Origin of the sequence: Streptomyces sp. NPDC048295, from assembly GCF_040652135.1 — a bacterium.
In the GTDB taxonomy this organism is placed as follows: domain Bacteria; phylum Actinomycetota; class Actinomycetes; order Streptomycetales; family Streptomycetaceae; genus Streptomyces.
Genome location: NZ_JBEZLL010000010.1, coordinates 19,351 through 44,432, shown reverse-complemented (window position 1 = coordinate 44,432; position 25,082 = coordinate 19,351). Strand labels below are relative to the sequence as shown.

17 protein-coding genes are annotated in these 25,082 nt (G+C 72.5%); 5 read left to right on the top strand and 12 right to left on the bottom strand.

Going from position 1 to position 25,082, the window contains the following annotated elements; translation table 11 throughout:
- The first annotated feature begins 44 nt into the window (after positions 1-44).
- Positions 45-1,829 (top strand): protein kinase, encoded by a 1,785-nt coding sequence (locus tag AB0D53_RS16960; protein ID WP_362446542.1) that lies wholly within the window; start codon positions 45-47, stop codon positions 1,827-1,829.
- Here the strand turns inward: AB0D53_RS16960 and AB0D53_RS16955 are convergent.
- The 6 genes from AB0D53_RS16955 to AB0D53_RS16930 are packed head-to-tail and all read right to left on the bottom strand — an operon-like array spanning position 1,810 to position 11,377.
- Positions 1,810-5,334 carry a hypothetical protein gene (locus tag AB0D53_RS16955; protein ID WP_362446539.1) on the bottom strand — a complete coding sequence of 1,175 codons (3,525 nt, stop codon included), beginning with the start codon at positions 5,332-5,334 and terminating at the stop codon, positions 1,810-1,812. The genes AB0D53_RS16960 and AB0D53_RS16955 overlap by 20 nt on opposite strands.
- Positions 5,331-6,413 (bottom strand): hypothetical protein, encoded by a 1,083-nt coding sequence (locus tag AB0D53_RS16950; RefSeq protein ID WP_362446536.1) that lies wholly within the window; start codon positions 6,411-6,413, stop codon positions 5,331-5,333. Before AB0D53_RS16950 ends, AB0D53_RS16955 begins: the two co-directional genes overlap by 4 nt.
- Positions 6,410-7,453 carry a hypothetical protein gene (locus tag AB0D53_RS16945; protein ID WP_362446533.1) on the bottom strand — a complete coding sequence of 348 codons (1,044 nt, stop codon included), beginning with the start codon at positions 7,451-7,453 and terminating at the stop codon, positions 6,410-6,412. The genes AB0D53_RS16950 and AB0D53_RS16945 overlap by 4 nt, the downstream gene beginning before the upstream one ends.
- Positions 7,450-9,045 (bottom strand): vWA domain-containing protein, encoded by a 1,596-nt coding sequence (locus AB0D53_RS16940; RefSeq protein WP_362446530.1) that lies wholly within the window; start codon positions 9,043-9,045, stop codon positions 7,450-7,452. Before AB0D53_RS16940 ends, AB0D53_RS16945 begins: the two co-directional genes overlap by 4 nt.
- The gene (locus AB0D53_RS16935; RefSeq protein WP_362446527.1) at positions 9,042-10,439 is read right to left on the bottom strand and encodes a SpoIIE family protein phosphatase; all 1,398 of its coding nucleotides are present in this window, start codon (positions 10,437-10,439) and stop codon (positions 9,042-9,044) included. The genes AB0D53_RS16940 and AB0D53_RS16935 overlap by 4 nt, the downstream gene beginning before the upstream one ends.
- A complete protein-coding gene (locus AB0D53_RS16930) occupies positions 10,436-11,377 on the bottom strand; it encodes a hypothetical protein (protein ID WP_362446524.1) in 942 nt (313 codons plus the stop codon). The genes AB0D53_RS16935 and AB0D53_RS16930 overlap by 4 nt, the downstream gene beginning before the upstream one ends.
- 161 nt (positions 11,378-11,538) lie before the next feature.
- On the opposite strand from AB0D53_RS16930, the gene AB0D53_RS16925 reads away from it, so the two are divergent.
- Positions 11,539-12,675, top strand: a complete 1,137-nt coding sequence (locus tag AB0D53_RS16925; protein WP_362446521.1) for an FHA domain-containing protein — start codon at positions 11,539-11,541, stop codon at positions 12,673-12,675.
- 241 nt (positions 12,676-12,916) lie between these two features.
- Here AB0D53_RS16925 and AB0D53_RS16920 read toward each other — a convergent pair whose 3' ends face one another.
- Positions 12,917-17,911, bottom strand: coding sequence for an NAD-glutamate dehydrogenase (locus tag AB0D53_RS16920; protein WP_362446518.1), 4,995 nt, complete (start codon positions 17,909-17,911; stop codon positions 12,917-12,919).
- Between the two features lie 388 nt (positions 17,912-18,299).
- Between AB0D53_RS16920 and AB0D53_RS16915 the strand changes: the two genes are divergently transcribed.
- A complete protein-coding gene (locus AB0D53_RS16915) occupies positions 18,300-18,869 on the top strand; it encodes a DJ-1/PfpI family protein (protein ID WP_362446515.1) in 570 nt (189 codons plus the stop codon).
- Between the two features lie 22 nt (positions 18,870-18,891).
- Here the strand turns inward: AB0D53_RS16915 and AB0D53_RS16910 are convergent, their stop codons facing one another.
- A complete protein-coding gene (locus AB0D53_RS16910; RefSeq protein ID WP_329814271.1) occupies positions 18,892-19,563 on the bottom strand; it encodes an HAD hydrolase-like protein in 672 nt (223 codons plus the stop codon).
- A 125-nt stretch (positions 19,564-19,688) separates the two neighbouring features.
- Positions 19,689-20,195 (bottom strand): hypothetical protein, encoded by a 507-nt coding sequence (locus AB0D53_RS16905; protein WP_362446511.1) that lies wholly within the window; start codon positions 20,193-20,195, stop codon positions 19,689-19,691.
- Between the two features lie 291 nt (positions 20,196-20,486).
- On the opposite strand from AB0D53_RS16905, the gene AB0D53_RS16900 reads away from it, so the two are divergent.
- Entirely contained in the window at positions 20,487-20,915 is a 429-nt protein-coding gene (locus AB0D53_RS16900; protein ID WP_329814273.1) for an Rv3235 family protein, read from the top strand.
- A gap of 395 nt (positions 20,916-21,310) precedes the next feature.
- On the opposite strand, the gene AB0D53_RS16895 is transcribed toward AB0D53_RS16900, so the two are convergent.
- On the bottom strand, positions 21,311-21,775 hold the full coding sequence (locus AB0D53_RS16895; protein ID WP_362446507.1) for a PH domain-containing protein: 465 nt from the start codon (positions 21,773-21,775) through the stop codon (positions 21,311-21,313).
- Positions 21,776-22,147: 372 nt separating this feature from the next.
- Entirely contained in the window at positions 22,148-22,615 is a 468-nt protein-coding gene (locus AB0D53_RS16890) for an NUDIX hydrolase (RefSeq protein ID WP_362446504.1), read from the bottom strand.
- An 806-nt stretch (positions 22,616-23,421) separates the two neighbouring features.
- On the opposite strand from AB0D53_RS16890, the gene AB0D53_RS16885 reads away from it, so the two are divergent.
- A complete protein-coding gene (locus AB0D53_RS16885) occupies positions 23,422-23,895 on the top strand; it encodes a hypothetical protein (RefSeq protein ID WP_362446501.1) in 474 nt (157 codons plus the stop codon).
- On the opposite strand, the gene AB0D53_RS16880 is transcribed toward AB0D53_RS16885, so the two are convergent.
- Entirely contained in the window at positions 23,879-24,328 is a 450-nt protein-coding gene (locus AB0D53_RS16880) for a transposase (protein ID WP_362446498.1), read from the bottom strand. The genes AB0D53_RS16885 and AB0D53_RS16880 overlap by 17 nt on opposite strands.
- Positions 24,329-25,082: the final 754 nt, after the last annotated feature.

Below are 25,082 nucleotides of genomic sequence, written 5' to 3'. Positions count from 1 at the left end.
GGTTCGCCACCTGTCGTAGGCTCCATCCCGGTCAGCATTCGGCCATGCGAGCGGGGGAGGCTCCCATCAGTACCGGCACGGGCGACATACTCACACCTCTGGGACCGGACGATCCGCGCGAGACCGCCGGCTACCGGCTGCTCGCCCGTATCGGCGAGGGCGGCATGGGGACCGTCTACCTCTCGCACACCCGCGGCGGCCAGGCCGTCGCGCTGAAGCTGATCCGCCGCGAGTTCGGCGACGATCCCGAGTTCCGCCGCCGGTTCGAGCAGGAGGTGCGGGCCGCCCGCCGGGTGCAGGGCTACCACCTGGTGCCGGTGGTCGACCACGACACCTCCGGTCAACAGCCCTGGCTCGCCTCGGCGTTCGTGCCAGGAATGTCGCTGCACACGGCGCTGACGGACCACGGGCCGCTGCCGCTGCCCACGGTCTTCCGGCTCGTCGGCTGCACGGCCCGGGCGCTCGCCGCCATCCACGCGGCGGGGGTCGTCCATCGCGATCTGAAGCCCGGCAACATCCTGCTCGGGGCGGACGGCCCGTACGTCATCGACTTCGGGATCGCCCGCGCCGCCGACGCCACCCAGCTCACCCGCAGCGGCGGACTGATCGGCACCCCGCAGTTCATGTCGCCCGAGCACGCCCTCGGCGAGCCGGTCGGACCGGCCACCGACGTCTTCTCGCTCGGCCTGATCGCGGCGCTCACGGCGACCGGCCGCCATCCGTACGGAACGGGCGGGGCGATGACCGTCGCCGCCCAGATCGCCAACACCGAGCACCGGCCGCCCCGGCTCGACGGCTACCCGCAGGAACTGCGCCCGCTGCTGGAACGCTGCCTGGCCGCCGATCCGCGGGAGCGCATCACCCCCGCCGAACTCGCCGCCCTGTGCGAGCGGTCGGCGGGCCGCCCGTTGAACGAATCGGCCGGCTGGCTGCCGGAGCCGCTCGCCGCGGAGATCGCCCGCCGCGAGCTTGCCGCGCAACGGCCCCCGAAGCCGGCGGACCCGCTGACGGGCCCGCCGTCGGTCCCCACGTACCCGTCGCCGGCCGGCACCATCGCCCCCGGCGACCCGGTGCCGCCGGGCACGCGTCCCGGATTCGCGACGCCCCCGCCCCACCAGCAGCCCACGCAGGCTTCGCCGCAGCCCGTTCACCCCACCATGCCGCCGCCGGTATTCGCCCCGGCTCCGGTCACCGCGCCCGCTCCGGAGCCCCGGAGGGCGGTGCGGGTCGCGGCGGCCGCCGGGGCCGCACTGCTGCTGGTCGCGGGGACATGGGTGATCGCCACTCACGGCGACGACAAGGGCGGCGACACCACGAACGCCGACGACAGGCACAGCGACCGGCCCTCGACGCCGGGCCCCGATCCGGAGGCAACGGACTCCGGATCGTCCGGGCCGCCCGCGCAGCAGAGCAGCTACAAGGTCATCTTCAAGGACCGGCCGTTCGCACTGCGGGCACCCGCCGAACCGAGCGTCATCGGAGTCGATCTCGACGAACCACGGGTCTCGGGCCCCGGCGAGTTCACCGACGGCGACGACGAACTGGAGCTGAGCGAGGTGTCGGGCGGCAGCTGGACCTTCCGTACGCCGATGGGCAAGAGCACCGGAGCCACCCCCGAACAGTGCCTCCAGGGCTCGCAGTCCGACGTGCTGCCGTCCGAGATCAGGGAGAAGGAACTCCAGCGCGGCCAGACGCTTCCCGTCGGCACCCGCCTGTGCACGGTGACGTCCGACGGCAATCTCGCCATGCTGAAGATCACCAAGGTGGAGAAGCGCGCCACCAACGATCTGCCGGACTACTTCACCGAACTCACCCTGTGGCAGCGGTAGGCGCACCGCTGCCACGGCTCCACAGCCGCAGCAGCACCCGCTCCTCCGGCTCCCCGCCCGCCAGCAGCGCCGCCGCCCGCGACCAGGTGGCGGCGGGCAGCCCATGAGCGGTGATCAGCCGGTGGAGCACGGATGAGGGGCCGGGCAGCATCAGCAGCTCGCCGAGCAGCCGGGCGTCGGCGGGCGGCGCGTCGGTGGCCAGGACCAGGTCGAGCGCGTCCGAGCCGAAGCGCTCCACCAGCGCCAGCCCGTCCTCGCCCGCCGCGAGCAGCCACGGGGTGAGCCGGCCGCTCTGCCCGCCGTGCCGCTCCCGCTGCTCCACCAGCAGCCGCAGCACCCGCTCCCCCGCCGGGCCGGCGAGCAGCGGCAGCCAGCGCGGGCCCCACGCGGTGAGGGCGTCGGCCGCGCCCGGCAGCCGTTGCTCGACGACGGCCGCGGTGACGGCGACGCGTGGCCCGAACCGGACTCCGGCGGTCAGTACGGCCTCCAGCGAGGGCGGTGCCAGCACTCCGGCGAGCGGGGCGAGCCCGGCGAGGGCGCGGCGCTGTTCGGGGCTGAGCCGCAGCCGGTCGGCGAACTGCTGGGCGATCACCCCGAGCCCTTCGCGCAGCAGGGTCCGCAGGGCCTCGCCCGGGTCCGGGGCGGCGAGGATCATCGGGAGTTCGCGACGGGCCCGCGGGTCGAGCACGGCTTCGGGCTCGGCGGCGTACAGCTCCAGGAGCGCGGCGCGCCGGCCCGGGCTGCCGAGTCCGGCCAGCAGGGGCAGCAGGGCGGGGGTGGCCAGCAGCGACTCCAGCGCGGGGGCGGCGGTGCCGGGCGCGCCCAGCACCGCCTCGGTGACCCGGCGCCCCAGCCCCGTGCCGTCCACCGCCCAGTCACGGATCTTGCCGGGGCGCTCCACCACATTGCCGACGATCCAGCCGAGCGCCTTGCCCCGGCCCAGTTGGAGCCGTGACCACTCGACGGCCGCCGCGGTGGCGAACGGGTCCGCCTGCTCGCTCTCGTAACCCCGCTCCTGGAAGGCGACGAGCACCTCGTCGAGCGGGCGCCGCACCCCCTGCGCGTATCCGCCGAGGGTGCTCATCGCCCGCTGGTCCAGGCCGAGTTCATGGGCGTGCCGGAGTCCCTCGGTGCCCAGTTCGGCGAGGGCGGCCGCCGGGTCGGGGAAGGCGGCGACGATCTCGGCGATGTCGAGGTCGCCCTGTTCGGCGAGCCAGCGGGCGGCGAGCTGCGGGTGTGCGCAGACGGTGGCCCAGTGCTCGGGACCGGTGCCGAGCAGGGCGCGTACCGCGTCGGGCCTCGGGACCTCGGCGTCGGCGGCGATCTGCAGCAGCACCCGCGCGTCGACGGCCCCTGCCCGGTCCTGGACGGCGATCTGGACCCAGCCCAGGCCCAGGGTGCCGAGATGTTCGGGCTGGCGCAGCCCGTCGAGGAGCATCCGCCACATCTGCGGGGTGTAGCGGCTGAGGAGGTCGAGGTCGTCGCCCTGGAGATGCGGGCCGAGCAGTCCGAGCAGCTCGGGGTCCTCCAGCCGGCCGGCGAGGAACTGGAGACTGGGCGCCGGGATCTCGGAGAGCACCGCGACGAGGGTGTCGTCCATCGAGGCGACGGCGGCGGCGAGCCTGGCCGGGTCGACCCCGGGGACGGCGGTGCACAGCCGTCCGTACAGTCCGACCCGGCGGATACCGGGGCGCTCGCGCAGGGCGTCCTCCATCGGCAGCGCGCCGGCCGCGACCGGGAGGTCCGGGTCGAAGACCGTCGCGAGCCGGGTGGCGACGGGGAGCAGTCGGCGGGCGGCCTCGTCGTAGAGGTCCTCGGCGGCCGGGCCCAGCAGCGCGGACATCAGGCAGTCGCGGAAGACGGAGCCGGGGACACCCGACAGGGCGGCGACCAGGCGCCGCATCCGGGCCTCGTCGAGCAGCCGGTTCTGCTTGCGCATGCCGGGGGCGTTCTGCCGGGCGCGCACCGCGACGAGCAGTTCGGTGTTGGTGCCGAAGCAGTCGGTCATCTGGTCCAGGAGCTTGCCGCGCTGGCGGGGCGGCATCTGGTCGGCGCCGCCCAGCGCCAGGGTCCAGCCCGCCGCGAAGGTCCGCCGCCGCATCGCCTGGCCGCCGACGCCGCCGAGGAGTTCGGCGGAGTAGGCGTCCATGTCCCGGTCGGTGAGGTAGGGCAGCTGGTCGGCGGGGCGGCCCGCGATGCGCGGCACGGCGCCCGCGAGGTCGTCCGGGTCGACGCGCTGGGCGCGCCCGCCGCGCACCGCCTCGATCCGCCTCAGGTCCTCACCCCCGATCCGGCCCGCGACGACGAGCCGGGCCCGGGGCGCGGCGGCGGCGGCCCGGCAGACCTGGGCGGCGAAGTCCTTGGGTTCCAGCAGCACCCAGCCGGCGCCGGAGAGCAGGGTGGCGGTGCGGGTGCCCAGGCGCCGCTGCTCGAACGCGGCGAGCGCGATCACCTTGGGCCCGTGGTCGTGCAGCAGGCCCAGACGCAGCACCTCGGGGTTGATGTCGAGCCGGTCACCGCCGCCGGAGCCCTGGGCGGCGTCGTCGTACACCAGCAGCGCCTCGGCCTCGGCGAAGTCGCGCAGGGCACGGGCCTCCTCCTCGTTCCGGGCGGCGCGGGCCAGGGTGGCGGCGAGGTGTCCGGGGCGCAGCGCGGGCACCCGCTGGAATCCGGCGGCCGACAGATAGCCGCCGAGGTCGGCGGGGCCGTGCACCGGTCCCCAGGCGGCGGGCGGCAGTCCGCAGGCCATCCAGCCCGCCAGCCGGGTCAGGGCGCGCAGCTGCACCTCCCGCCAGCGCACCGCGAGGTCCTGGCCGGTGGCGGAGGCGGGCGGCAGGTCCTCGCCGAGGAGCAACGAGCTGGGCAGCGACATGCCCTGCGGCCCCGGCATCCGGCCCTCGGACGGTACGTAGCCGTGCCGGCCGAGGCCGACGAGGGCGAGCGAGCCGGAGTTGAGGACGAGATGGTCCGGGGAGAGCTCCAGCGGGGTGAATCCGACGCCCGCCATGTCGTCCAGGGCGCGGCCCAGCGGGACGAGGGTGTGCAGGGCCTCGGCGGGGGTCCAGCGGTGGCCGGCGGCGAGCATGGTGTCGAGGTCGTCGCGCTCGCGCAGCGCGTGCAGCGGTACGGAGGAGGCGCCGGGCGACCAGGCGGTGACGAGGGCGGGCGGCAGCTCGGGGTGGTCGACGATGTCCAGGAGGGCGGGGGTGACGGGGCTGCCGGCCGCGAGGAGCGCCGCGGCCCGGCCGCGTTGCCTGCGGTTGGGGAAGACCCGCAGCGCACCGTACGCGTCGGCGTCCTCGTCCTTCACCAGCCGGGTGGCCCGGACGGCGGCGGCGCCCGAGGAACGCAGATGGCCGGGGCGCAGCTGGACGGTGTGCGGCTCCCAGACCCGCCCGGAGCGGCCGGGGACGCGGGTGAGCAACCCGGTGAGCGTGGGGTTGGCTCCGGGACGGCGGGACGGCGCGGCTTCCTGCCGGTGCGTCGCGTCTCCCTGCTGGTTCATCGGGGCTCTCCCAGGGTGCGGAGTGCGGACTTCAGGGCCGTGGCGCTGCGGGCGCGGGCGAGGTCGGTCCGGACCCGGTCGACGGTGGCCAGCCGGAATTTCTTCGCCGACAGGCAGGTGGTGAGGGCGTTGGTGAGGATCGGCCCGTAGCGCAGATTGGCGATGAAACGGCGGGCCGGGGCGCTGACGTCGAAGTCCTCCGCGTACAGCTCGCGGGCCTGACGGTCGGTGAGTCTGCGCAGCGCGGCGGCGTGGGCGAGGGTGGCACCGAGCATGTAGATGTCGAACCGCTCCGAGGCCGGGGCGAGTTCGGAGGGCTCGTCGGTGCCTTCGGCGGCGGGCGGGGCATAGGCGCTGGTGGTGGTGCGGATGCGGTCGCCGATCTGGACGGCGGCGTCGTAGTCGATGAGCACGTACCGGGCGGGCGGGCCGAGGACGAGGATGTTCTCCGGTTTGATGTCGGCGTGGATCCAGCCCTTGGCGTGCTCGTCCCCGTGGTGCCGGTCGGCGTGGAGCGCGGCGAGGGTGTTGCACAACTGCTCTGCCAGGTCCAGGAGTTGGTCGGGCTTGAATCGGCGGTGCGAGGCGGCCCGGTCGTCGATCTCCGCCTGGAGGGTGCGCGAGACGCCGCCGTGGTGGCCGATGAACTGCTGCACGAGGAAGCTCTCGTACGGCACGTCGCCGCCGCCCGGTGCGCCGTGCCTGCCGTCGGCGAGCAGGGAGGGCGAGGGCTGGGACTCGACGCTGATCACGACCGGGCACTGCTGGGTGAGCTGCGCGGCCTGCCGGGCGGCCCGCAGTCCCTGGTCGCGCTGTTTCTTCTGCTCGCCCAGCGCGCCATGGACACTGCGCGGGTCGTCGAGGTCGGACTGCGACCACCACATGCCCTTGATCACCACGTCGCCGCCGGACCAGCGGTCCTCGGCGAGTACGGCGTAGCCCTGGCCGGCTCCGGCGAGCAGGTGCAGGGTGCGGAAGCGGCCGTCCTCGCCGTAGCTCCCGGGGAGCCAGGCCAGCCGGGGCGAGCCCAGGGCGTCGGGGTGCTCGGCGTGCACCCAGCCGGGCTGGAAATCGGTCATCCGGTGTACTCGCTTCCGGGCTCGTCACCGGCCCGGGCCCCGCTGCTGATGCGCAGCCGTACGGTGCCGGGGCCCAGGTGGAGTTCGTCGCCGTCCTCCAGCGCGTACGGCGTCCCGGCGGCCAGCCGGGCGGTGCGGGGCAGTCCCTCGAAGTCCAGCTCGGGGTTGAGGAAGGAGGCGTTGTTCTCGGGGAGGTGCTCGGCGAGCGGTCTGCCGTCGTCGTCGAGGGAGATCCGCAGATGGGCCCGGCTGATCTCGGCCGCCCGGTCGGCGCCGAGCCCTTCGGTGACATCGGTGGTCCCGGGGCGGCTGCGGGAGGCCCGGCCCAGTGTCAGCCCCTGCGGCCCCACGGCGACCGTGGCGCGGACGGTGTAGCCGTGCTGGACGGTGACCAGGACGGGCCCGGCGTCCACCCCCTCGGGCACCGGCGGTTCGACGACCTCGACCGCCTCGTAGCCGCAGGAGCGGCAGAACCAGCGGTTGCCGTCCTTGTTGACCTGGCGCGGCAGCAGCACCGTGCCGCGGCGCAGACAGGTGCCCGCCGGGTCGGTGCAGCGGAAGCGTTCCTCGGCGTCCTCGCGCAGCAGCCCGGCCTTGTCGAGCTTGTGGAGCCGGTCGCGCTCGATCTCCTCGTCGGTGGCGATCCCGAGGTGGCGCGGGCTGAGCAGGACCCGGCCGTGCACCCGCCGCGCCGACCAGACCCGGGAGTTGTTGCCCTGCAGCCAGGCGTGCTCGCGGCGGGCGAAGCGGAAGTTGTCGCTGGAGACGATCGCGGCCCCGAACCGCGCGGCGAGCGCGAGGATCCGGTCGTCCGCGTCCCCCTGGTGGACTTCGAGCCACTGCTCGCGCTCGGCCTGCCGCACCAGGTGCTGTTCGTCGAGGAACGGGCGGACGGTGGCGTCGAGCACGGCGATCGCGGTGGCGCCCGGGTGGTCGCGCAGCCAGGCGTCCCGCACCTCGACGACCCGGGAGAAGGGCCAGGGCCGCTTCCTGGTCGCGGCGACGTTCGAGGCGTCGATGATGACGCCGGGCACACTCACCGCGGGCCCCGGCCGGGCGGCGGTCCGGTGGGGGCGCCGGGCGGAAGGGTGGGCGGGGGGCCGTACGTACCGCTGCTGCCGTACGCATCGCTTCCGTGGCCGCCGCTGCTGTACGTACCGCTGTCGTACGCGCCACCGCTGTACGTGCCGCCGCTGTGCGCGCTGCTTCCGTACGTGGTCCCGAACCGGCCCTCGTCGTCGTCATCGTCGTCGTCCAGGCTCTGCTGCCTGCGCCGGGCCCGGATCTCGTCCGGTGTCTCGACCGGGATCTGCTGGAACCAGTCCCGCTTGGACTTCGTGGAGCTGCGGCTGGAGGCCGCCCGTGCCTCGTTGGCCACGTCCTTCGGGTCGAGCCCGTCCCGCAGGCCGCCGCCGGCCCGCTGGTAGGCGGCGGCCAGGTCGGGGTCGGGGATGCGCCGGGCGCGCTCCACGCCCTCCTGGTAGATCCGCTCACGCTCGGCCTTCGAGGCTGCCGCCGCGATCCGGCCGCTGATCTCCCGGTCCAGTTCGATGGCGTCGATCTGCCGCTTGAGGTCGGGCTGCAGGATCGGCGACATGGGGTTGTCGACCGTGCGCAGCGCTATCTGGCCGGGCGCGAGCTGCCGGGCGTCGCGTCCCGTTCCGATGGAGCCGGTCGCCTTCAGGACGGGCATCGGACCGGCGCTGATCCGCTCGGGCGCACGCAGCTTCAGCGCGTACAGCGGCTGCCCCTCCTCTCCCGCTCCGATCGCGCCGAGCTTCAGCCGCACCCGGCTGGGCCGCCGCCCCCCGCCGTCCGCGAGCGCGCCGTCGACCCGGCGGCGGGTCGGGTCGATCTGGTAGACGCCGAGCACGGGGAAGTTCGGGTTGATCTCCAGGGAGAGTTCGCCGCTGCCCGCCACCACGTCCCTGCCGAAGGCCGCGAACCTGGCCGTGATCTGCTTCATCGCCTCGGCCGCGCCCGCGCGGGAGGCGACGTGCTCGGGCAGCCCGGTCGGCGCGAGGCGTTCGAGGAGCCCGAAGTCGGCGCCCGCGCCGATGCCGATCACATCGGTGTGCAGCTCGCGGTCGGCGGCGCCGCGCGCGAGGGCGGCGAGCCGGCCCGGGTCGGTCTCGCCGAAGTTCGGAATGCCGTCGCTGAACAGCACCACGCGGCGCGAGGCGGCCCGCTGCTGGTCGAGCTGCTGGTACGCGCGTTGCAGCGCGCCCTCGATGTTGGTCCAGCGGCGCTCGTCCTCGATGTTGCCGTTCCACCGGCCGCGGCGCTGGAGCTCCCCCGCCGTGCCGGAGAAGCGCAGTCCGGTGTTCTGCGCGAAGGTCAGGACATCGACGTGGGCACCGCGCGGCAGCGCGGCGACCAGCTCCCGCACCCCGGCCTCGGCGACCTGTTTGCGGCTCGGGTCGTCGGGGTTGCCCGGGTCGGCGAACTCGTCGGTGCTCGAATCGGCCCTGATCTCCATGGAGTAGCTGTCGTCGATGGCGATGACATAGGCGACGCCCTCGACGACACGGTCGCCGCGGCCCAGCTCGCGCGGGGCGATCAGGACGGTGAACTCCTCGCCGAGGTGCACCTCCTGCCGGTCCGCGGTGATCTTGATGTCCTCGGTGGTCATCGGTCCTTCGCCTCCCCCACCGCGCACACCAGCGCGGTCGCGTTGTCCCAGCCGCCGAGTGCCTCGGCCCTTTGCACCAGCGCGGCGGCGAGCGCGGGTGCGGTCGGTCTGCCGGACGCGTCGAGCTGCGCGGTCAGTTCCGCGAGCACGGCGCCGAACCACCGGTCCCGCTCCGGCTCGGTCGCCCCGTCCGAGGCGAGCAGCAGCAGATCCCCGGGGGCGACCCGGAACGTCCGGTGGGCCCAGCGGGCCGTCCCGCCGCCGAGGAAGGAGACCAGCTGCGACTCCTCGCCCTCGGCATCGGCGGTGACCCGCAGCCGCTCCGCGAACCCGGTGTGGGCCGGGGTCACCTTCCACGCGGCGTACGGGATCTCACCCGCGGGTACGCGTACGGGCCGGATCAGCCAGGCCTCGGTGTCGCCCACCGACACCACGGACGCCGTGCCGTCGGGCCGTACGGTGGCGAGGACCGCGGCCGCGCTGCCGACGGTGGTGGCCCGTCCGACGGCGGCGTCCAGCTCGGCGATCAGCTCGGCGGGCGATTCGGCTCCGGCGAAGGCATCGGTGCCGGGGTCGACGAGGGTGTCGTCCGGGGGAGCGTCCCCTGTGGCCGCCTCCTCCAGCCGCCACCGCCGTACCGCCTGTTCCAGCGCCGCGCGTGCGGCCGTGCCGCCCGAGCCGTCGCCGTCGCCGGTCACGCCGTCGAAGACCGCGCACCGCAGCACCCCGCTCGGCCCGGTCAGCGCGCCCGCGGTGTCCTCGTTGTCGGTGGCCGGATCGCCCTTGGCCTTCCGCGAGCCGACCGCGCTCTCCCGGTAGCAGAGCGTGGACACCCCGCCGGGCGCACGCCGGTCGAGCGCCTCGTGCAGCGGCGCGAGCCCGGCGGCGACACCGTTGCGCAGTTCGTTCCCGAGGAGCCGGCGGCAGACCGCGTCCAGCCCCGGCGGGAAGTTCCCCGCGAACACGTCGAGCATCTGGAGCGCGTCCCGCAGGTCCAGGCACGGCCGTTCGGCGACGGCGTCCACCAGGGCCCTGACCAGCGCTCGCCGGTCCCGCAGTTGCGGCGCCCCGTGCGGTGCGCCTTCCCTGCGCTCGCGCGGGCGGATCCGCCCGTCGAGGTCGTACCGGGGCAGCGCGGCCACCTGCCACCCCTCGTACGCGTCATGCCGCACGGACTCGGCGACCAGGCTTCCGGGCCCCGCCAGATCGAGCGCCGCGTCCACCGCCCGCCACAGTCCGGGCAGGGCCTCGACGAGCTCCTCGCGGTCCAGGCTGTGCGCCTCGACCACGCTGTCGCGGAGGGTCGGGGCCAGCGCCTGCGGCCATTCCACTCTGATCTCCGGCAGCGCGACCGCGCCGGACTCCGTCGCGCCTGCGGGCAGTTCCACGCTCATGTCCCCCTCTGGCCCCCTTGGTCACTCCCGCCGCCGGCGCGCCGACGGCGGTCCAGTACATGCCGCAGGACGCCCGCCTGCTCCGCCCTCGCCAGCTCCCCGCTCAGCCGGGCGACCTCCGCCTCGGCCCGCTGGGCGCGCTCCTGCCACTGCCACACCGCCCGGGCGACCTCGTCACGCGCCGCCCCGATCCGCTGCTCGGCATACTCCTGGGCGCGCTGCGCGGCCTCCTGCGCCCGCTGCTCGTGCCGGGCCGCCCGCTGTTCGGCGGCCTCGGCCCGCTCCCGCAACTCCGCTTTGGCGTCGGCGAGTTCCCGCTCGGCGCGCCGGGCATCGGCCTCGGCACCGGCCCGGACCCGGGCGCGCTCCTCCGCCTGCGCGCGGTGCAGCAACGCGTCGAGATCGGGGCCCTGCCCGACCGGGAACACCCCGGCCCTTTCGGGGGCGGCGGCGCTGTACGGCTCGGGGTCCGCGTACAGCTCGGCCACGGGGGTCGCGGTCCCGACGGGCGGCTCGGCGAGCGCCAGCGGTACGAGCCGTACGGTGAGCGCGGCCGGATCGACCACCGTCACCGGCCGCCAGCCGCCGAACCCGTCCGCGGCCGCTTCCCCGTCCCCGTCGTCCTCCCGCACCACGGCCACCCGGCAGCCCGAGCCGAGCACCGCCTGTGCCCCGTCGACCTGCGCCCACAGGGTCTCGCCGGCGGTCAGCAGCGAGGCGGCGACCTCCGGGGAGGGGACCGGAACCCCGTACGGTCGCGGTGTGGCCGGTGGCACGGAGGGCGGTGGCGGCGGTGCGCCTCCTGTCGCCGGTGCCTCGTCGGCGAAGCTGCCCCAGCCGTCGTCGACGGCGCCCGCCCCGGACGGGGGGTGGTCGGGCGGTGGCGGCGGAGACTGCCCCGAGGGCGTCTCGTCGATGAACGAACCCCACTCCGACACGCAAACGCCCCCACGTTCTCGTCCCTGCCGTCCCACGGGGCGCCCGCTGCCGCTTCCCTGCCGGAACTCCGGGGCCACCGAGGACGTCAATATAGTTGCACCGCAACGGGATTCACATGCCGTCGGCTCCCGTTCAGGCACTTCCGGGAAGGCGACCTCCGATGGAAGACCACCTCACCACGGACTTCGGCGAAGCCTGCTTCCTGGTGGATCTGTCCAACGTCGTGCGCAACCGCACGCTGGGCGAGCCCGGTGGCCGCTCGCTGCGGCGGCTGCGGCTCCTCGTGGAAGCCGCGAAGGAGCTCGCCCGGGATCCGGACGTCAAGCTGTATCTGGTCGCCGACGCCAGCCTGCGGCTCGGCGGACGGCGGGAGTTCACCGATCCCGCCGACATCCGGCTGCTCGGCCGCTGGGTGGAGCGCGGCCTCGTCGAGGAGCTGCCGGACGCCGACGACCGCCTGCTCGAACTGTGCGCGTACACCGGCATCCCCGTCATCACCGGCGACCGTTTCCGCGGCCACCGCGAGTCGCACCCCTGGCTCCAGGGCAATACGGACGACTTCCTGAAGCCGGTCCCGGCCCGTGGCGGCACGGTCGGGCTGGTCCCCGTCGACATGGAGGTGGCCAGCGCGCTGGACATCTCCAGGAAGATGGAGGAGGACGTACTGAAGAAGATGGGACTGCTGGGCCCGCACCGCACCCCCCGCTTCGACGTGGTCAGCCGCAACTGGCGCTGCGAGGACCGGCGTTGCACCCTCTACGACACCCACCGGGGTACCGCCGCCCTGCTGCCGCGCGTCATCAGGGGCGTGCCCCACTGCCAGAGCCACGGCACCCCGCTGGCCGACGACGGTCCGCGCACCGGCACCGTCCAGCTCAAGCTCCTGGTGGAGGGCGACGTGAAGGCCCGCTTCACCCTGGAGGACGGTACGCGGGTCACGGTGGGCAGGGCGCCCGGCGAGGGCGGCATAGCCCTGCACGGCCTGGTCCCGGAGCACCGCACCGCCGGTCTCAGCCGCGCCCATGTCGAGCTGCGGGTGACCGGCGGCATCGTCCACGTACGCGACCACAGCACCTACGGCACCCGGTGGCGTGCGACGGCCGGAAAGTCCGGGCCGGGCCCGTGGAAGAGGCTCGGCAGGGCCGAGCGGCAGTATCACGGCGGGGACGAGCTCGAACTGGTCGAGGGCGTGGTCCTGGCCCGCAGCGGCCGCCGCTTCCCGACCGAGCTGGCCCAGGAATGGCAGCGCCGCCGGACGCCCCCGCCGGACGCGGCGGGCGAGACCCGCATGTACTGACGCGGGGCCGCGCGCCCCCGGCAACGCGAAGGGGAGACGGCCACCGGAGAACCCGGCGACCGCCTCCCCTCCCTACCGGCCAGGACCTCTCATCCGGATCATGCCGGGCTCACGGGGTCCGGCACGCACGCTCGCCGCGTTGTCGTCGGTCGCCGACGCTCCGCGTCGACTCCCTCCTCCGCCCTGCGATCGCACGCACCGGACCCCGCTCCCTGATCCGGCCCGATCCGGACGAAAGACCCTAGGCGTGCGTGCGGAGCAGCGTGCGCATCGTCCTCATCGCGACCGACAGGTTCGCCAGGTCGAAGGCGTCCGAGCCCTGGATCTCATCGAGGGTGGAGCGGGACCGCGTCAGGATCGCCGCGTTCTTCTCCTCCCAGGCCTGGAACCGCTCCTGGGGCGTCGAGGTGCCGTTGCCCACCGCCAGCACGTCCGCGGTGAGCGCGGCGTGCGCGGCGTACAGGTCCTCGCGGATGGAGGCGCGGGCCATGGACTGCCAGCGGTCGGCCCGCGGCAGCTCGATGATCCGGTCCATCAGCTGGGTGATGCCCAGCCGGTCCGCGAGGTCGTAGTACACCTCGGCGACGGAGAGCGGGTCCTTCCCCGTGCGCTCCGCGATCGCCACGATGTCCAGCGCCGGGAAGGCGGAGGAGAATCCGGCGACCCGCTGGGCCAGCTCGCCCGGCACGCCCGCCTCGGTGAGCTCGTCCAGGATCGACTGGTACCACTCCAGGTCGGCGCCCATCAGCATCTTGGGCAGTTCGGCCCAGACCTGGTCGACGCCCGCCTTGAAGAAGTCGATCGTCGCGGCGATCTCCAGCGGCTGCGGCCGGTTGCCGAGCAGCCAGCGCGAACCGCGCTCGACGAGCCGGCGCGAATGCAGCCGGATCCGGGTCTGCACATCGGCGGCGACCTTGTTGTCGAGCGCCTCGACGGCGTCCCACACCTGGCCGAGACCGAAGATCTCGCGGGCCACGAACTGCGCCCGCACGATCTCCTCGATCGAGGCGCCGGTCTCCTCCCGCAGCCGGTGCAGGAAGGTCGAACCACCGCTGTTCACGGTGTCGTTGACCAGGACCGTGGTGATGATCTCGCGCCGCAGCGCGTGCCCGTCGACCGCCTCGGGGAACTGCTCGCGCAGCTGCTCCGGGAAGTAGGCGTGCAGCAGCTTCTGCAGGTGCGGGTCGTCCGGCAGGCTGGTCCGGATCAGCTCCCGGGCCGAGGTGATCTTCGTGTACGCGAGCAGCACGGCCAGCTCGGGCTGGCTGAGCCCCTTGCCGGCGTTGAGCAGCTCACGGATCTGGCGGTCGTTGGGCAGGAACTCCAGACCGCGGTCGAGGTCACCGTCCCGGCCCAGCCGGCGCATGAAGCGCTGGTGGGCGTGGAGCAGCGAGGGGGACTGGGCGGTGGCGTTGGCGAGCGCGACGTTCTGCGCGTAGTTGTTGCGCAGCACCAGACGGCCGATCTCGTCGGTCATCTCGGCAAGCAGCTTGTTGCGCTGCTTGACGGTCATGTCGCCGTCCCGGACCAGGCCGTTGAGCAGGATCTTGATGTTCACCTCGTGGTCGGAGGTGTCCACCCCGGCGCTGTTGTCGATCGCGTCGGTGTTGATGTGGCCGCCGCCCCGGGCGAACTCGATCCGGCCGAGCTGGGTGGCACCGAGGTTGCCGCCCTCGCCGACGACCTTGGCCCGCAGGTCCTCGCCGTTGACCCGGATCGCGTCGTTGGCCTTGTCGCCGACGTCCGCGTTCGACTCGGCGGAGGACTTGATGTACGTGCCGATGCCGCCGTTCCACAGCAGGTCCACGGGGGCCTTGAGGATGGTCTGCATCAGGTCGGCGGGCGTCATCTTGGTGACACCCGGCTCGATGCCGAGCGCCTCGCGGATGTGCGCGTTGATCGGGATGGACTTGGCGCTGCGCGGGTGGACACCGCCGCCCGCGGAGAGCAGGTCCTTGTTGTAGTCGGCCCAGGAGCTGCGGGGCAGCTCGAACAGACGGCGGCGCTCGGCGTACGAGCTGGCGGCGTCCGGGGACGGGTCGATGAAGATGTGCCGGTGGTCGAAGGCCGCGACGAGCCGGATGTGCTCGGAGAGCAGCATGCCGTTGCCGAACACGTCACCGGACATGTCGCCGACGCCGACGACGGTGAAGTCCTCGGTCTGGGTGTCGTGGCCCAGCTCGCGGAAGTGCCGCTTGACGGACTCCCAGGCACCGCGGGCGGTGATGCCCATGCCCTTGTGGTCGTAGCCCGCGGAGCCGCCGGAGGCGAAGGCGTCGCCGAGCCAGAAGCCGTACCCGACGGCGACCTCGTTGGCGATGTCGGAGAAGCTCGCGGTGCCCTTGTCGGCGGCGACGACCAGGTAGGTGTCGTCCTCGTCGTGCCGGACGACGTCCGTGGGCGGCACGACCTCGCCGGCCACCATGTTGTCGGTGATGTCGAGCAGCGCCGAGATGAAGGTGCGGTACGAGGCGATGCCCTCCGCCATCCAGGCGTCACGGTCGGCGGCCGGGTCCGGGAGCTGCTTGGCGACGAAGCCGCCCTTGGCGCCGACCGGCACGATGACGGTGTTCTTCACCATCTGCGCCTTGACCAGGCCGAGGATCTCCGTACGGAAGTCCTCGCGCCGGTCCGACCAGCGCAGACCGCCTCGGGCGACCTTGCCGAAGCGCAGGTGCACGCCCTCGACGCGCGGCGAGTAGACCCAGATCTCGAAGGCCGGGCGGGGCGCCGGCAGGTCCGGGATGGACTGCGGGTCGAACTTCATCGAGACGTAGCCGTGCGGCTTGCCGCTGTCCGCGCGCTGGAAGAAGTTGGTGCGCAGGGTGGCCTTGATGACGGTGAGGAAGGACCGCAGGATGCGGTCCTCGTCGAGCGAGGCGACCTGGTCCAGGGCACCGTCGAGCTCTTCGAGGAGGCCGTCGATCAGCTCGGTGCCCGCGTGCTGCCGCTCCGGGGACATCCGGGCCTCGAAGAGGGAGACCAGCAGCCGGGTGGTGTGGACGTTGTTGCGGAGCGTGCTCTCCATGTAGTCCTGGCTGAACGTCGACCCGGCCTGGCGCAAGTACTTCGCGTAGGCGCGCAGCACCATCGCCTGGCGCCAGCTCAGACCGGCGCCCAGCACCAGCGAGTTGAAGCCGTCGTTCTCGGCCTCACCGGTCCACACGGCGGCGAAGGCGTCCTGGAAGCGGTCGCGGGCGTCGTCGGCGAGGTAGTTGCCGTTGCCGTTGGTCTGCGGCATCCGGAGCCCGAAGTCGTAGATCCAGGCGTGCGTACGGTCCGCGCAGCGCAGCTCGTACGGACGCTCGTCGACGACCTCGACGCCGAGCCGCTGGAGCGCCGGGAGCACGGCGGAGAGGGAGACCTGCTCGCCGGTCCGGTAGATCTTGAAGCGGCGCTCGCCGGGGGCGGCGCCGACCGGCTCGTACAGGCTGAGGGCGAAGTCGGTCTCGTCCTGCTTGAGCGCTTCGAGGTGGACCAGGTCGGCCACGGCGGAGCGCGGCGTGTGGTCGGCCTTGTAGCCCTCGGGGAAGGAGTGGCCGTACTGGCGCAGCAGCTCGGCGGCGCGTTCCTCGCCGCACTCGGCGCCCAGGGCCTCCTGGAAGCCGTCGGCCCAGGAGCGGGCGGCCTCGACGAGGCGGGCCTCGATGCGGTCGGCCTCGGCGTCGGTGAGGTCGGGCAGCTCGGTGCCGGGCGCGACGCGGACGACGAAGTGCAGCCGGGAGAGGATCGACTCGGTGTTCCAGGCGGTGAAGTCGACGCTGGTGCCGCCCAGCTCCTCCTTGAGGATGTCGATCAGACGCAGCCGCACACCGGTGGTGTAGCGGTCGCGCGGCAGGTAGACGATCGCGGAGTAGTAGCGCCCGTACTCGTCCTGGCGCAGGTAGAGCCGCAGCCGGCGGCGCTCCTGGAGGTACAGCACGGAGGTGACGACGGAGCGCAGCTGGTCGACGGGCGTCTGGAAGAGCTCGTCGCGCGGGTACGTCTCCAGGATCTGCAGCAGGTCGCGGCCGTCGTGGCTGTTGGGCGAGAAGCCCGCGCCCTCCAGCACCTCGGCGACCTTGCGGCGGATGACGGGCACCCGGCGCACGGACTCGGTGTAGGCGGCGGAGGAGAACAGTCCGAGGAAGCGGCGCTCACCGACGACGTTGCCGTCCGCGTCGAACTTCTTCACGCCGACGTAGTCGAGGTAGCTGGGGCGGTGGACGGTCGAGCGGCTGTTGGCCTTGGTGAGGACGAGGAGCTTGCGCTCGCGGGCCTTGGCCCGGGCGTCGGCGGGCAGCCGGTCGAAGGACGGGCTGACGGGGTGCGCCTCGTCGACGCTGTGGTGCGGGTCGGAGCGCAGGATGCCGAGGCCGGTGCCCGGGACGGCGGCCAGCGAGTCGCCGTCCTTCAGCTCGTACTCGCGGTAGCCGAGGAAGGTGAAGTGGTCGGCGGCGAGCCAGCGCAGCAGCTCCCTGGCCTCGTTCACCTCTTCGTCGCCGAGGCCGTCGAGCGGCTCGCCGGGCAGGTCGTCGCCGATGCGCAGCGCGGCCTCGCGCATCTTGTCCCAGTCCTCGACGGTCTCCCGTACGTCGGACAGCACGCGCAGCAGGTCGGCGGCGATCTGCTGGAGGTCGGCGCGGTCGGTCTCGCGGTCGATCTCGACGTGGATCCAGGACTCGATGAGCGCGTCGTGCGGCAGCTCGCTCTTCTTGTCCTCGGCGCTCTTGCGGCCTGCGGCGATGCCGTTGCCCTCGGCGAGGACCTCGATGAGCTTGCCGGTCACGTCGCGGCGTACGACGACCTGCGGGTGGATCACGACATGGATGCCGCGCCCCTGCCGGGACAGCTCATTGGTGACGGAGTCGACCAGGAACGGCATGTCGTCGGTGACGACCTCGACGACGGTGTGGCTGCACGTCCAGCCGTTCTCCTCGACGGTCGGGGTGTGCACCCGGACGTTCGCCGTGCCCTGCGGGCGCGTCTCGGCGAGCCGGTAGTGGGAGGAGGCAGCACCGAAGACGTCCACCGGGTCGCGGCCCGCGATGTCCTCCGGAGCGGTGTGCAGGTAGTAGCGCTGGAGGTAGGAGAGGAGCACGTCCTGTCCGGGACGCTCCTGCTCGGCCCCGGCGGCCGCAACACGCACCCGGGAGGTACCTCCCGGGCCACCGACACCACCGCCCGGGCTGTTGTCAGCTACCTTGGCGGCCCGTGCGAGCAGCTCGGCCTTGGCTTCGTCCAGCTTGGTCTGCATGTCCTCTGGCTCCTGTCGCGCGCCGTTGCGAGACGTAGGTGAAAAAGACGACGTACCGCCACGACACGGGGTTTCCGGTCTGAGTCGACGCTATGCCGCTATGAGAGACGCCCGGGACCATATTGGCCATTTTTGGCAGTCGGTCCGGGCTGCGGGAATCAGCGAAGGCCCGGGTGCGGTGGCACTCCGGGCGCAGGCCGGGGGCTTCACTGCCCCCGAGGCGTATCGCGCTGATCACGGGGTCCAGGCTATATCGCCCGCCCCCGTGACCGTCACGAGCCGTTTGTGTAAAAAGATGAGCCCGAACTTTGACACTCTGGACAGCGCGCGGGTCCGTATTGCCGCACTCTGGTAGCGGAACAGGCCGACGAACCGTGGGAGCCCCGCCATGGCACCGAAGATCCTGATCGTCACCGGCGACGCCGCCGAGTCCCTGGAGGTCCTCTATCCCTATCAGCGGCTGCGCGAAGAGGGGTACGAGGTCCATATCGCGGCCCCCGCCCGCAAGACGCTCCGCTTCGTGGTCCACGACTTCGAGCCCGGCTTCGACACGTACACCGAGAAGCCCGGGTACACCTGGCCCGCCGACCTGGCCTTCTCCGAGGTCGACCCCGGGGACTACGTGGCGCTGGTCGTCCCCGGCGGCCGGGCGCCCGAGTACCTGCGCAACGACCCCGAGCTGCGCAAGCTCCTCAAGGCCTTCTTCGACTCGGACCGGCCGGTGGCCCAGATCTGCCACGGCCCGCTGATGACGGCGGCGGTCGGCGCGCTGGCCGGCCGGCATGTCACCGCCTATCCCGCGCTGGAACTCGACATGCAGACGGCGGGCGCCACCTTCGAGGACCACGAGGCGGTGGTCGACGGCACCCTGGTCTCGGCCCGGGCGTGGCCGGACCACTCGGCGTGGATGCGCGAATTCCTGAAGATCCTCCGCACGAAGGCCCCGGTGACCACCTGACGCTCCCTCGCCGGGTCCTCCCTCACCCGGCGATCTGCTCGGCGAGCTGCGCGGCCTCGGCCAGACTGTCCACCACCGGCACCCCTGCCGCCTCCAGGCTGGCCCGGCTGTGCGACCCGCCGGTGTAGAGCACCGCCTTCGCACCGACGTGGGCCGCGGCCACGGCGTCGTCCACCGCATCGCCGATGACCACCGTGTACTCGGCGGATATCCCGTCCAGTGCGGCGATGTGCCGCTCCATGTGCCGGGCCTTGCTGCCGCCGGACGGCCCGGTGCGCCCGTCGACCCGTACGAAGCGCCGCTCTATGCCGTACCCCCGCACCACGGGGACCAGCTGCTCGTGCCCGTACATGCTCAGGAGGGACTGGCTGCGCCCGCCCAGCTGCCACTGCGTGAGCAGTTCCTCGGCCCCCTCGGTGAGTCCGCAGGCGGCCCGCTGCTCGGTGTAGTACCGGTGGAAGATCCCGTCCATCCGCTCCCACTCGGCCTCCGTGGGCAGCCTGCCCATCAGCCGTTCGTAGAAGCGGGGGATCGGTATGCAGTACATCTCTCGGTACTGCTCCAGCGTGATCGGCTCCAGGCCGACCTCGCCGAACGCGGCGTTCGTCGCGCCGACGACCGCTTCGTTGTCGTCGAGCAGCGTGCCGTTCCAGTCCCAGACCAGATGAGTGCGGTGCTTCCCGTGCTTCCCCATGCGTAGAAAGTACCCGCCGCCTCCGACATCCGTTCGAACTCTCGGCTTCGGCTTCGGCTTCGGCTTCGGCTTCTCCGTCGCCTTCGGCCTGTCCGCCGACTTCGGCTTCTGCTTCTGCTTTTGCTTCAGCCGATCAGGTTCGGAATCTCCTGGATACCGAACCACAGCAGCTCGTGGTCCTCGGCGCCGTCCACGGTGAACTGCGCGTCGTCGTCCCCGAGATCCGCCGCGCCCAGCGCCGCGGCCGCGGCCGTGACGTCCTTCGTCGCGTCGTCCGCGTCGACATGCACCGCGGCGGCCTTGGCGAGCGCCACGGGAGCGGCGATCCGCACCTCGCCGAGCGAGGACGGGTCGAAGCTGTGGTCCGGGTCCGCGACGGCCGCGCCGTCCGGCACCTCGACGGCCACGACGACGCGCCTGCGGACCGCGTCGGGGTTCTGCGCGATCATGCGGAGCGAGGCGGAGGCGGCCCGGTTGAGCGCCGCGTACTCCAGCTCCTCGATGTCGTCCGAGACGTACCACTCGCGCAGTGCGGGGGTCACCGCGTAGGCGGTGAGCGGACCGGGGCCGATCTCGCCCGCCCGGTGCGCCGCTGCGAGACCGGACAGGGTCAGAGGGACGTACACGCGCATGGCCGGGTCGCTTTCGTAGTCGGAAACGCCCTCAGGATACGTGTGACGTCCCCCTTTGGGGTCACGTGCACCGATACCGCTCCGTCCACCCGGCAACCACCCCTCACCCTCCCTGCGCCCGTCTCACGCCCCGCCCGGTGCCCGGCGCATCACCCGGATAGGTGATTCCTCCCGGTCACCCCCGGCACCCCGCCGGCGCTTGCGGCCGCCTCGGCCGTCGCCGTAGAAGGTCCACAGCAGAAGTTACCGCCCGGTATAAACCGGGCCTCTGAAGCACGGGGGCGATGATCGATGAGCACGAACAGGACCCGGCCCGCTGGACGACGCGACCAGCGCAGGCCCGAAGCCGTACCACCGCAGCGCACACGGACGCCCCGGCGCGTACGCCCGCACCACTGGTTCGCCGAGCGCCTCCTGGCGGTCCTCAGCGGCCAGCGCCCGGTTCACTGGATGCTCGGCCACACCATCGGCGAGGCCTACGACCAGCTGGCCGAACTGGCCCCCCGCACCCCGCTGAGGGCCCGCGGTGCCCGCCCCGTCATCCGGATGTGCCACGGCGCCCAGCCGGCCCCCGGGGTGGTGGAGGCATGCGCCAGCATCGCGGCGGGCGAACAGGTACGGGCCATGGCCTTCCGCCTGGAACAGGGCACCGACCTCCGCTGGCGCTGCGCGGCAGTGGAACTCGGCGACGAATACCTGCGCCCGTCCCCGACCCGCTGACACGCCGCCCCGCCCGCCCCGCCCCGCCTCCCGCCACCCGGAGGGCGAGGTAGGACGGCACAGGCCCGACCCAACCGCTCCCGCACCAGGAGAAGGAGTGCGAGCGACAACGAGAACGGGAGGCCGGGCCCGGCCTCCCGTTCTCAGCCACCACGTAGAAAGCAGACCTCCGGGGAGGACAGAGACCCGCACCGCACCTCTTCCCCCCCCCTCCAGGCCCCTCTCAGCACCACCCCGGCCCCCCCATCACCCCTCCCCACCACTTCAAGCCCCTCCAGACCCGCTCTCAGCCCCTCCCTGCGGGGGACGGGCATCACTCAGCCCCAGAGGCTTCCCAGAGCGCTGACGAGGGCCTGGAGCACCGGCTTCACGGCCGGCTCCTGACTGCCGTCTCCTCAGGCGTCGTCGCGATGAGAAGGCGGGGCCGACTCCAGAACAGCCAGCAGCTCCGCGAAACGCCGGTCCTGCGAGGTTCCCGCAGCCAGCTCGCTCAGCGCATAGGCCGTGGTCTTGAAGCCGTCCCCGTGATGGAACTCCGCTCCCCACGCACCGAGCCGCACCGCAGTCACCTCATCCAGACCCAGGCGATGGGTGCCCCATGGATTGACCGCCACGATCCCGTCAGGGCCGACCTCGAGGCGGACCCTGAGGATCACCCACCAGAAGAACAAGGCAACGCCGACGGTCAGCCCCGACCACGCCCCGGCCGACCACGCCGTCTCCGCTCTGGGAGCAGAAACCCACCCCGCCCAGTCGAAGAGCGCCCCCGCCCCCACAAGAGCCGGGATCCCATAGCCCGCCACACGAGCCATCCCGCCCACCCGCCACACCGAAACCGAGTCCCCACCCTGGCTGTCCATGCCCGCATTGTGAGCCACAGCGCTGGCCCGAACACACAGGTTTGCCCCAGCCCCGTCTCAGCCCACCCCAGCCCCTCTGCACCTGTGCCCACCCCAGCCATCCGGACCTGCCCGTCCGCTCCGACCCTTCCGGCTCTCCCCGACCCTCCTCAGCACTCCCGACCACTCCCACACCCCAACCTGTCTGTAAGCACTTGTTCTGGCTCCAGTTCACGGATCTGTTTGGGCTCCATGGGCAGGCTGGAGGGGCGTGAGGCGGCGTGATTCACGCCCCTGTAGCAAGGTGATGTGGCTCCACTTCGACCGAGTGGTTCCGCTGGCCTTGAGCAGGTCTCAGACCTGTCCTCCGGCCCACTCGCGAACAGTGGTGCCTCAGTTCTGGATCAGGCCGCCGACCGGGACAGGAGCGACGTGGCCGGTCGCCGGAACGGTCTGTGCCAGGTCTAGGCCGACATCGACCAGCGATGACCGGCGCAGGCAAGCGACATCGGGGATCGGAGTCCAGACGGACTCGGCGATATCGCCGTTCGGCTCAGGCCGCAGTTGGCCACCGGTGATACGGACCCGGTAGAAGATGCCCACGTTCTGGTGCTCGACTCCCCCACGCGCGGCGACCGCGGGGATCACTCTCGAGTCCACGCCCAGCAAGCGTTCAACCACCGCGTCGCAACCGGTCTCCTCGGCGACCTCCCGAATCACCGCATCGAACGGATCCTCCCCGTGCTCGACCCGACCGCCCGGAAGGGTCCAGATGCTCTCACCCTTCGGTTGTACGCAACGGGCGAGCAGCACACGCCCGTCCTCGACGCACACGGCGTACGCCGCAAGCCGGAAACTCATCCCCCGCCCCCCTGTCCAACGTCCAAGATTCGCGCGCATCACTATGAGCGCAGAGTGGAGCCAGATCAACTTCTTACGCCCTGGAGCCACTTTCATTCCGTGCGGTGAAGCCCGAAGAAGTGCTTACAAACACCCCAACCCGTTCCAGCCCTCCCCCGGCCACCTGGGTCCCCAGCCCGGGCCGGTCCACCCCAGCCCCCTTACGGGCCCTGCACGTCCACCCCGGTCCCCTTCGAGGCCCTGCTCGTCCACCCCCACAGGCCACATACCTCAGCCCAAAACACCGGGGCAGGACGCCCACACCACGCGCCCGACCCCAACTACAGCCCGCCCACCCCACCCGCCTTCCAGCCCCTTCCCCAACCGCCCCCGCCACCCTCCAGCCCCTTCCCCGACCACCCCCGCCACCCTCCAGCCCCTTCCCCGACCCCCGTCCAGACCAGCCCGCGCAGTCCCGCGCTCCCGCCCCGCCCTCCCCGTCCCGCCCACTGCCCACGGGCCACTCCTGGCCACCGGGCTCCACCTCGCCCCCTCAACCCCTCCGGCGTTCGAGGAGCGGGGGCCGGGGCAGAGCCCCGGTTCCGGGAAGGGGCGGGCAGGGGACAGACCCCGCGCAGCGGCCCACCCACGCACGCCAAGCAAGCCCACCCACACCAGCCCCGCAGCCCACAGCCCATCCACACAGGCCACAAGCCACAGCCCCCCAACCCAAAAGACACTGTTGGCGAATTTCCTGTGCCAACGGAGGTTGATGATCACTAGGTTTGTGCCATCGAGGTTGAAACGGCCTGCTCGGAGGGGTGAACGTGGCGGACTCGCAGGTCACCTTCCGCTTGGGGCTGGGTGCAACCGGGTTCCGCGACTGGAGTGACCCGCCCCTGCCGAGTACTGATCCCAGGACATGCCACGCCGCCTGGTATGCCGCGGCGCGGGCTGCGGGCGGGCAGGTCGAGGACTTCACGGAGCAGGAGTACCCGCAGAGCTTCCGCAGCGCCACGATCAGCGATCGGGACGGCACACACATCGCGCTGTTCCACGCTCACTACCCGCTGATTGCTTTCGTCGGAGACCGGCGCTACTGGTACACCGACGAGTTCCAGGAACCTCCCGCTTGGGCCACCGTCCTCACCGACGTCGGCTTTGTCGTCTTGGGCGCAGCACAGCTCCTGTCGCCGTTGACGGAGTCGGACACCTCTGCTCTGTCTGCGGCGGAGTGGCGTCAGATCAAGCACTGGCGGCCGGAGACCCTTGGCGCGACACTCTTCAACTCATGGGACTGATGGCTGGCCCCGGCCTCTGTCGGACGCAGGTCTGCCGCAACCAATGGGCAGGCCGGAGGGCTGCCAGATGGGATGTGCGGGTCCGGGCTTCCAGGGGGTCGGCCCACCACGCGTCGAGGCGGTGGAAGTCCATCGCGGTGGCGGTGATCTGGTGTAGCAGCCGGGCCTTGGCCAGGCCGTGATACCGGCATCGCCGCAGGCCGAAGGCTCGCACTCTCTGGGAGATCGTGCCTTCGCCACCGGCCCGGTGTGCGTACTGCTCCTTCCACTCCGGGGTGCCTTCCTGGGCCCGTGCCTGCTGGATCACCTCCTGCTCCGCCCGCGGGCGGAGGGTGATCCGGCGGCCCATGTCCGACTTGTTGTTGGAACGAGTGCACTGCTCTCGTGCCGTGCAGGGCCGGCAGGCAGCCGTCGGAACCCGTGCCCGGACCACGGCCGCCCCGTACGGGGAGCGGTCTTTCCCCCCCCCAGTTGCTGGTGGTGATGCCGTTGGGGCAGGTCACCTGCTGGTTGTCCCAGTCGATGGTGAAGTCGGCCTGGGAGAAGCCGCCGCCGTCCTTGGTCCGCCAGCTGGTCGACGCGAGGACCGGCCCCATTACGTCGATCTTGTGGTCCCGGCGGGCGGTGACCACTTCGCGGGCCGTCGCGTAGCCCGCGTCGACCAGGTACCGGTCTGGCAGCAGGTCGCACTCGGCGAGATGAGCGCGGATCGGGGCAACCATCCGCACGTCCTGGACGGTGGAGTCGGTGGTGGCGACGTGCGTGATCAAGTTCGGGCGGTCCGGCTCGCAGGTCTCGGTGAGGTGACCTTGTACCCGTCCCGGAAGGTGCCGCGCTTCACGCTGCCTCGCGCGTCGGTGTCGTAGGGCGTCACCAGCCGTTCCGCGCGCCCGGCGGGCGGTCCTGGGGCCCCGGCGACGGACCTGCCCATCGTCGACGAAGTCCTGCTGGTTCCACATCTGCCTCAGCGTCCGGACCCGTTCGAGCAGCCTCAGGGACGCAGGGGCGCCCGGGTCGCCCGGCTCATCACGAATCCGCATGGCCAGGCTGCCCTTCGGAAACGCAGCCCGCGCCACCCGAGCCGCCCCCTCAGGAACCCCGCCGACCTTCCTGGCGTGCAACGACACCGGCACCCTCCCCAAACGCAACGTCGGCCTTCACGACCACAACGGGTCATGAAGGCCGAC

What these genes read in the sequence shown, in the direction of transcription:
- AB0D53_RS16960 (WP_362446542.1), top strand. Translation starts at nt 45, where the DNA reads ATGCGAGCGGGGGAGGCTCCCATCAGTACCGGCACGGGCGACATACTC.
- AB0D53_RS16955 (WP_362446539.1), bottom strand. Translation starts at nt 5,334, where the DNA reads ATGAACCAGCAGGGAGACGCGACGCACCGGCAGGAAGCCGCGCCGTCC.
- AB0D53_RS16950 (WP_362446536.1), bottom strand. Translation starts at nt 6,413, where the DNA reads ATGACCGATTTCCAGCCCGGCTGGGTGCACGCCGAGCACCCCGACGCC.
- AB0D53_RS16940 (WP_362446530.1), bottom strand. Translation starts at nt 9,045, where the DNA reads ATGACCACCGAGGACATCAAGATCACCGCGGACCGGCAGGAGGTGCAC.
- AB0D53_RS16935 (WP_362446527.1), bottom strand. Translation starts at nt 10,439, where the DNA reads ATGAGCGTGGAACTGCCCGCAGGCGCGACGGAGTCCGGCGCGGTCGCG.
- AB0D53_RS16925 (WP_362446521.1), top strand. Translation starts at nt 11,539, where the DNA reads ATGGAAGACCACCTCACCACGGACTTCGGCGAAGCCTGCTTCCTGGTG.
- AB0D53_RS16920 (WP_362446518.1), bottom strand. Translation starts at nt 17,911, where the DNA reads ATGCAGACCAAGCTGGACGAAGCCAAGGCCGAGCTGCTCGCACGGGCC.
- AB0D53_RS16915 (WP_362446515.1), top strand. Translation starts at nt 18,300, where the DNA reads ATGGCACCGAAGATCCTGATCGTCACCGGCGACGCCGCCGAGTCCCTG.
- AB0D53_RS16910 (WP_329814271.1), bottom strand. Translation starts at nt 19,563, where the DNA reads ATGGGGAAGCACGGGAAGCACCGCACTCATCTGGTCTGGGACTGGAAC.
- AB0D53_RS16905 (WP_362446511.1), bottom strand. Translation starts at nt 20,195, where the DNA reads ATGCGCGTGTACGTCCCTCTGACCCTGTCCGGTCTCGCAGCGGCGCAC.
- AB0D53_RS16900 (WP_329814273.1), top strand. Translation starts at nt 20,487, where the DNA reads ATGAGCACGAACAGGACCCGGCCCGCTGGACGACGCGACCAGCGCAGG.
- AB0D53_RS16895 (WP_362446507.1), bottom strand. Translation starts at nt 21,775, where the DNA reads ATGGACAGCCAGGGTGGGGACTCGGTTTCGGTGTGGCGGGTGGGCGGG.
- AB0D53_RS16890 (WP_362446504.1), bottom strand. Translation starts at nt 22,615, where the DNA reads ATGAGTTTCCGGCTTGCGGCGTACGCCGTGTGCGTCGAGGACGGGCGT.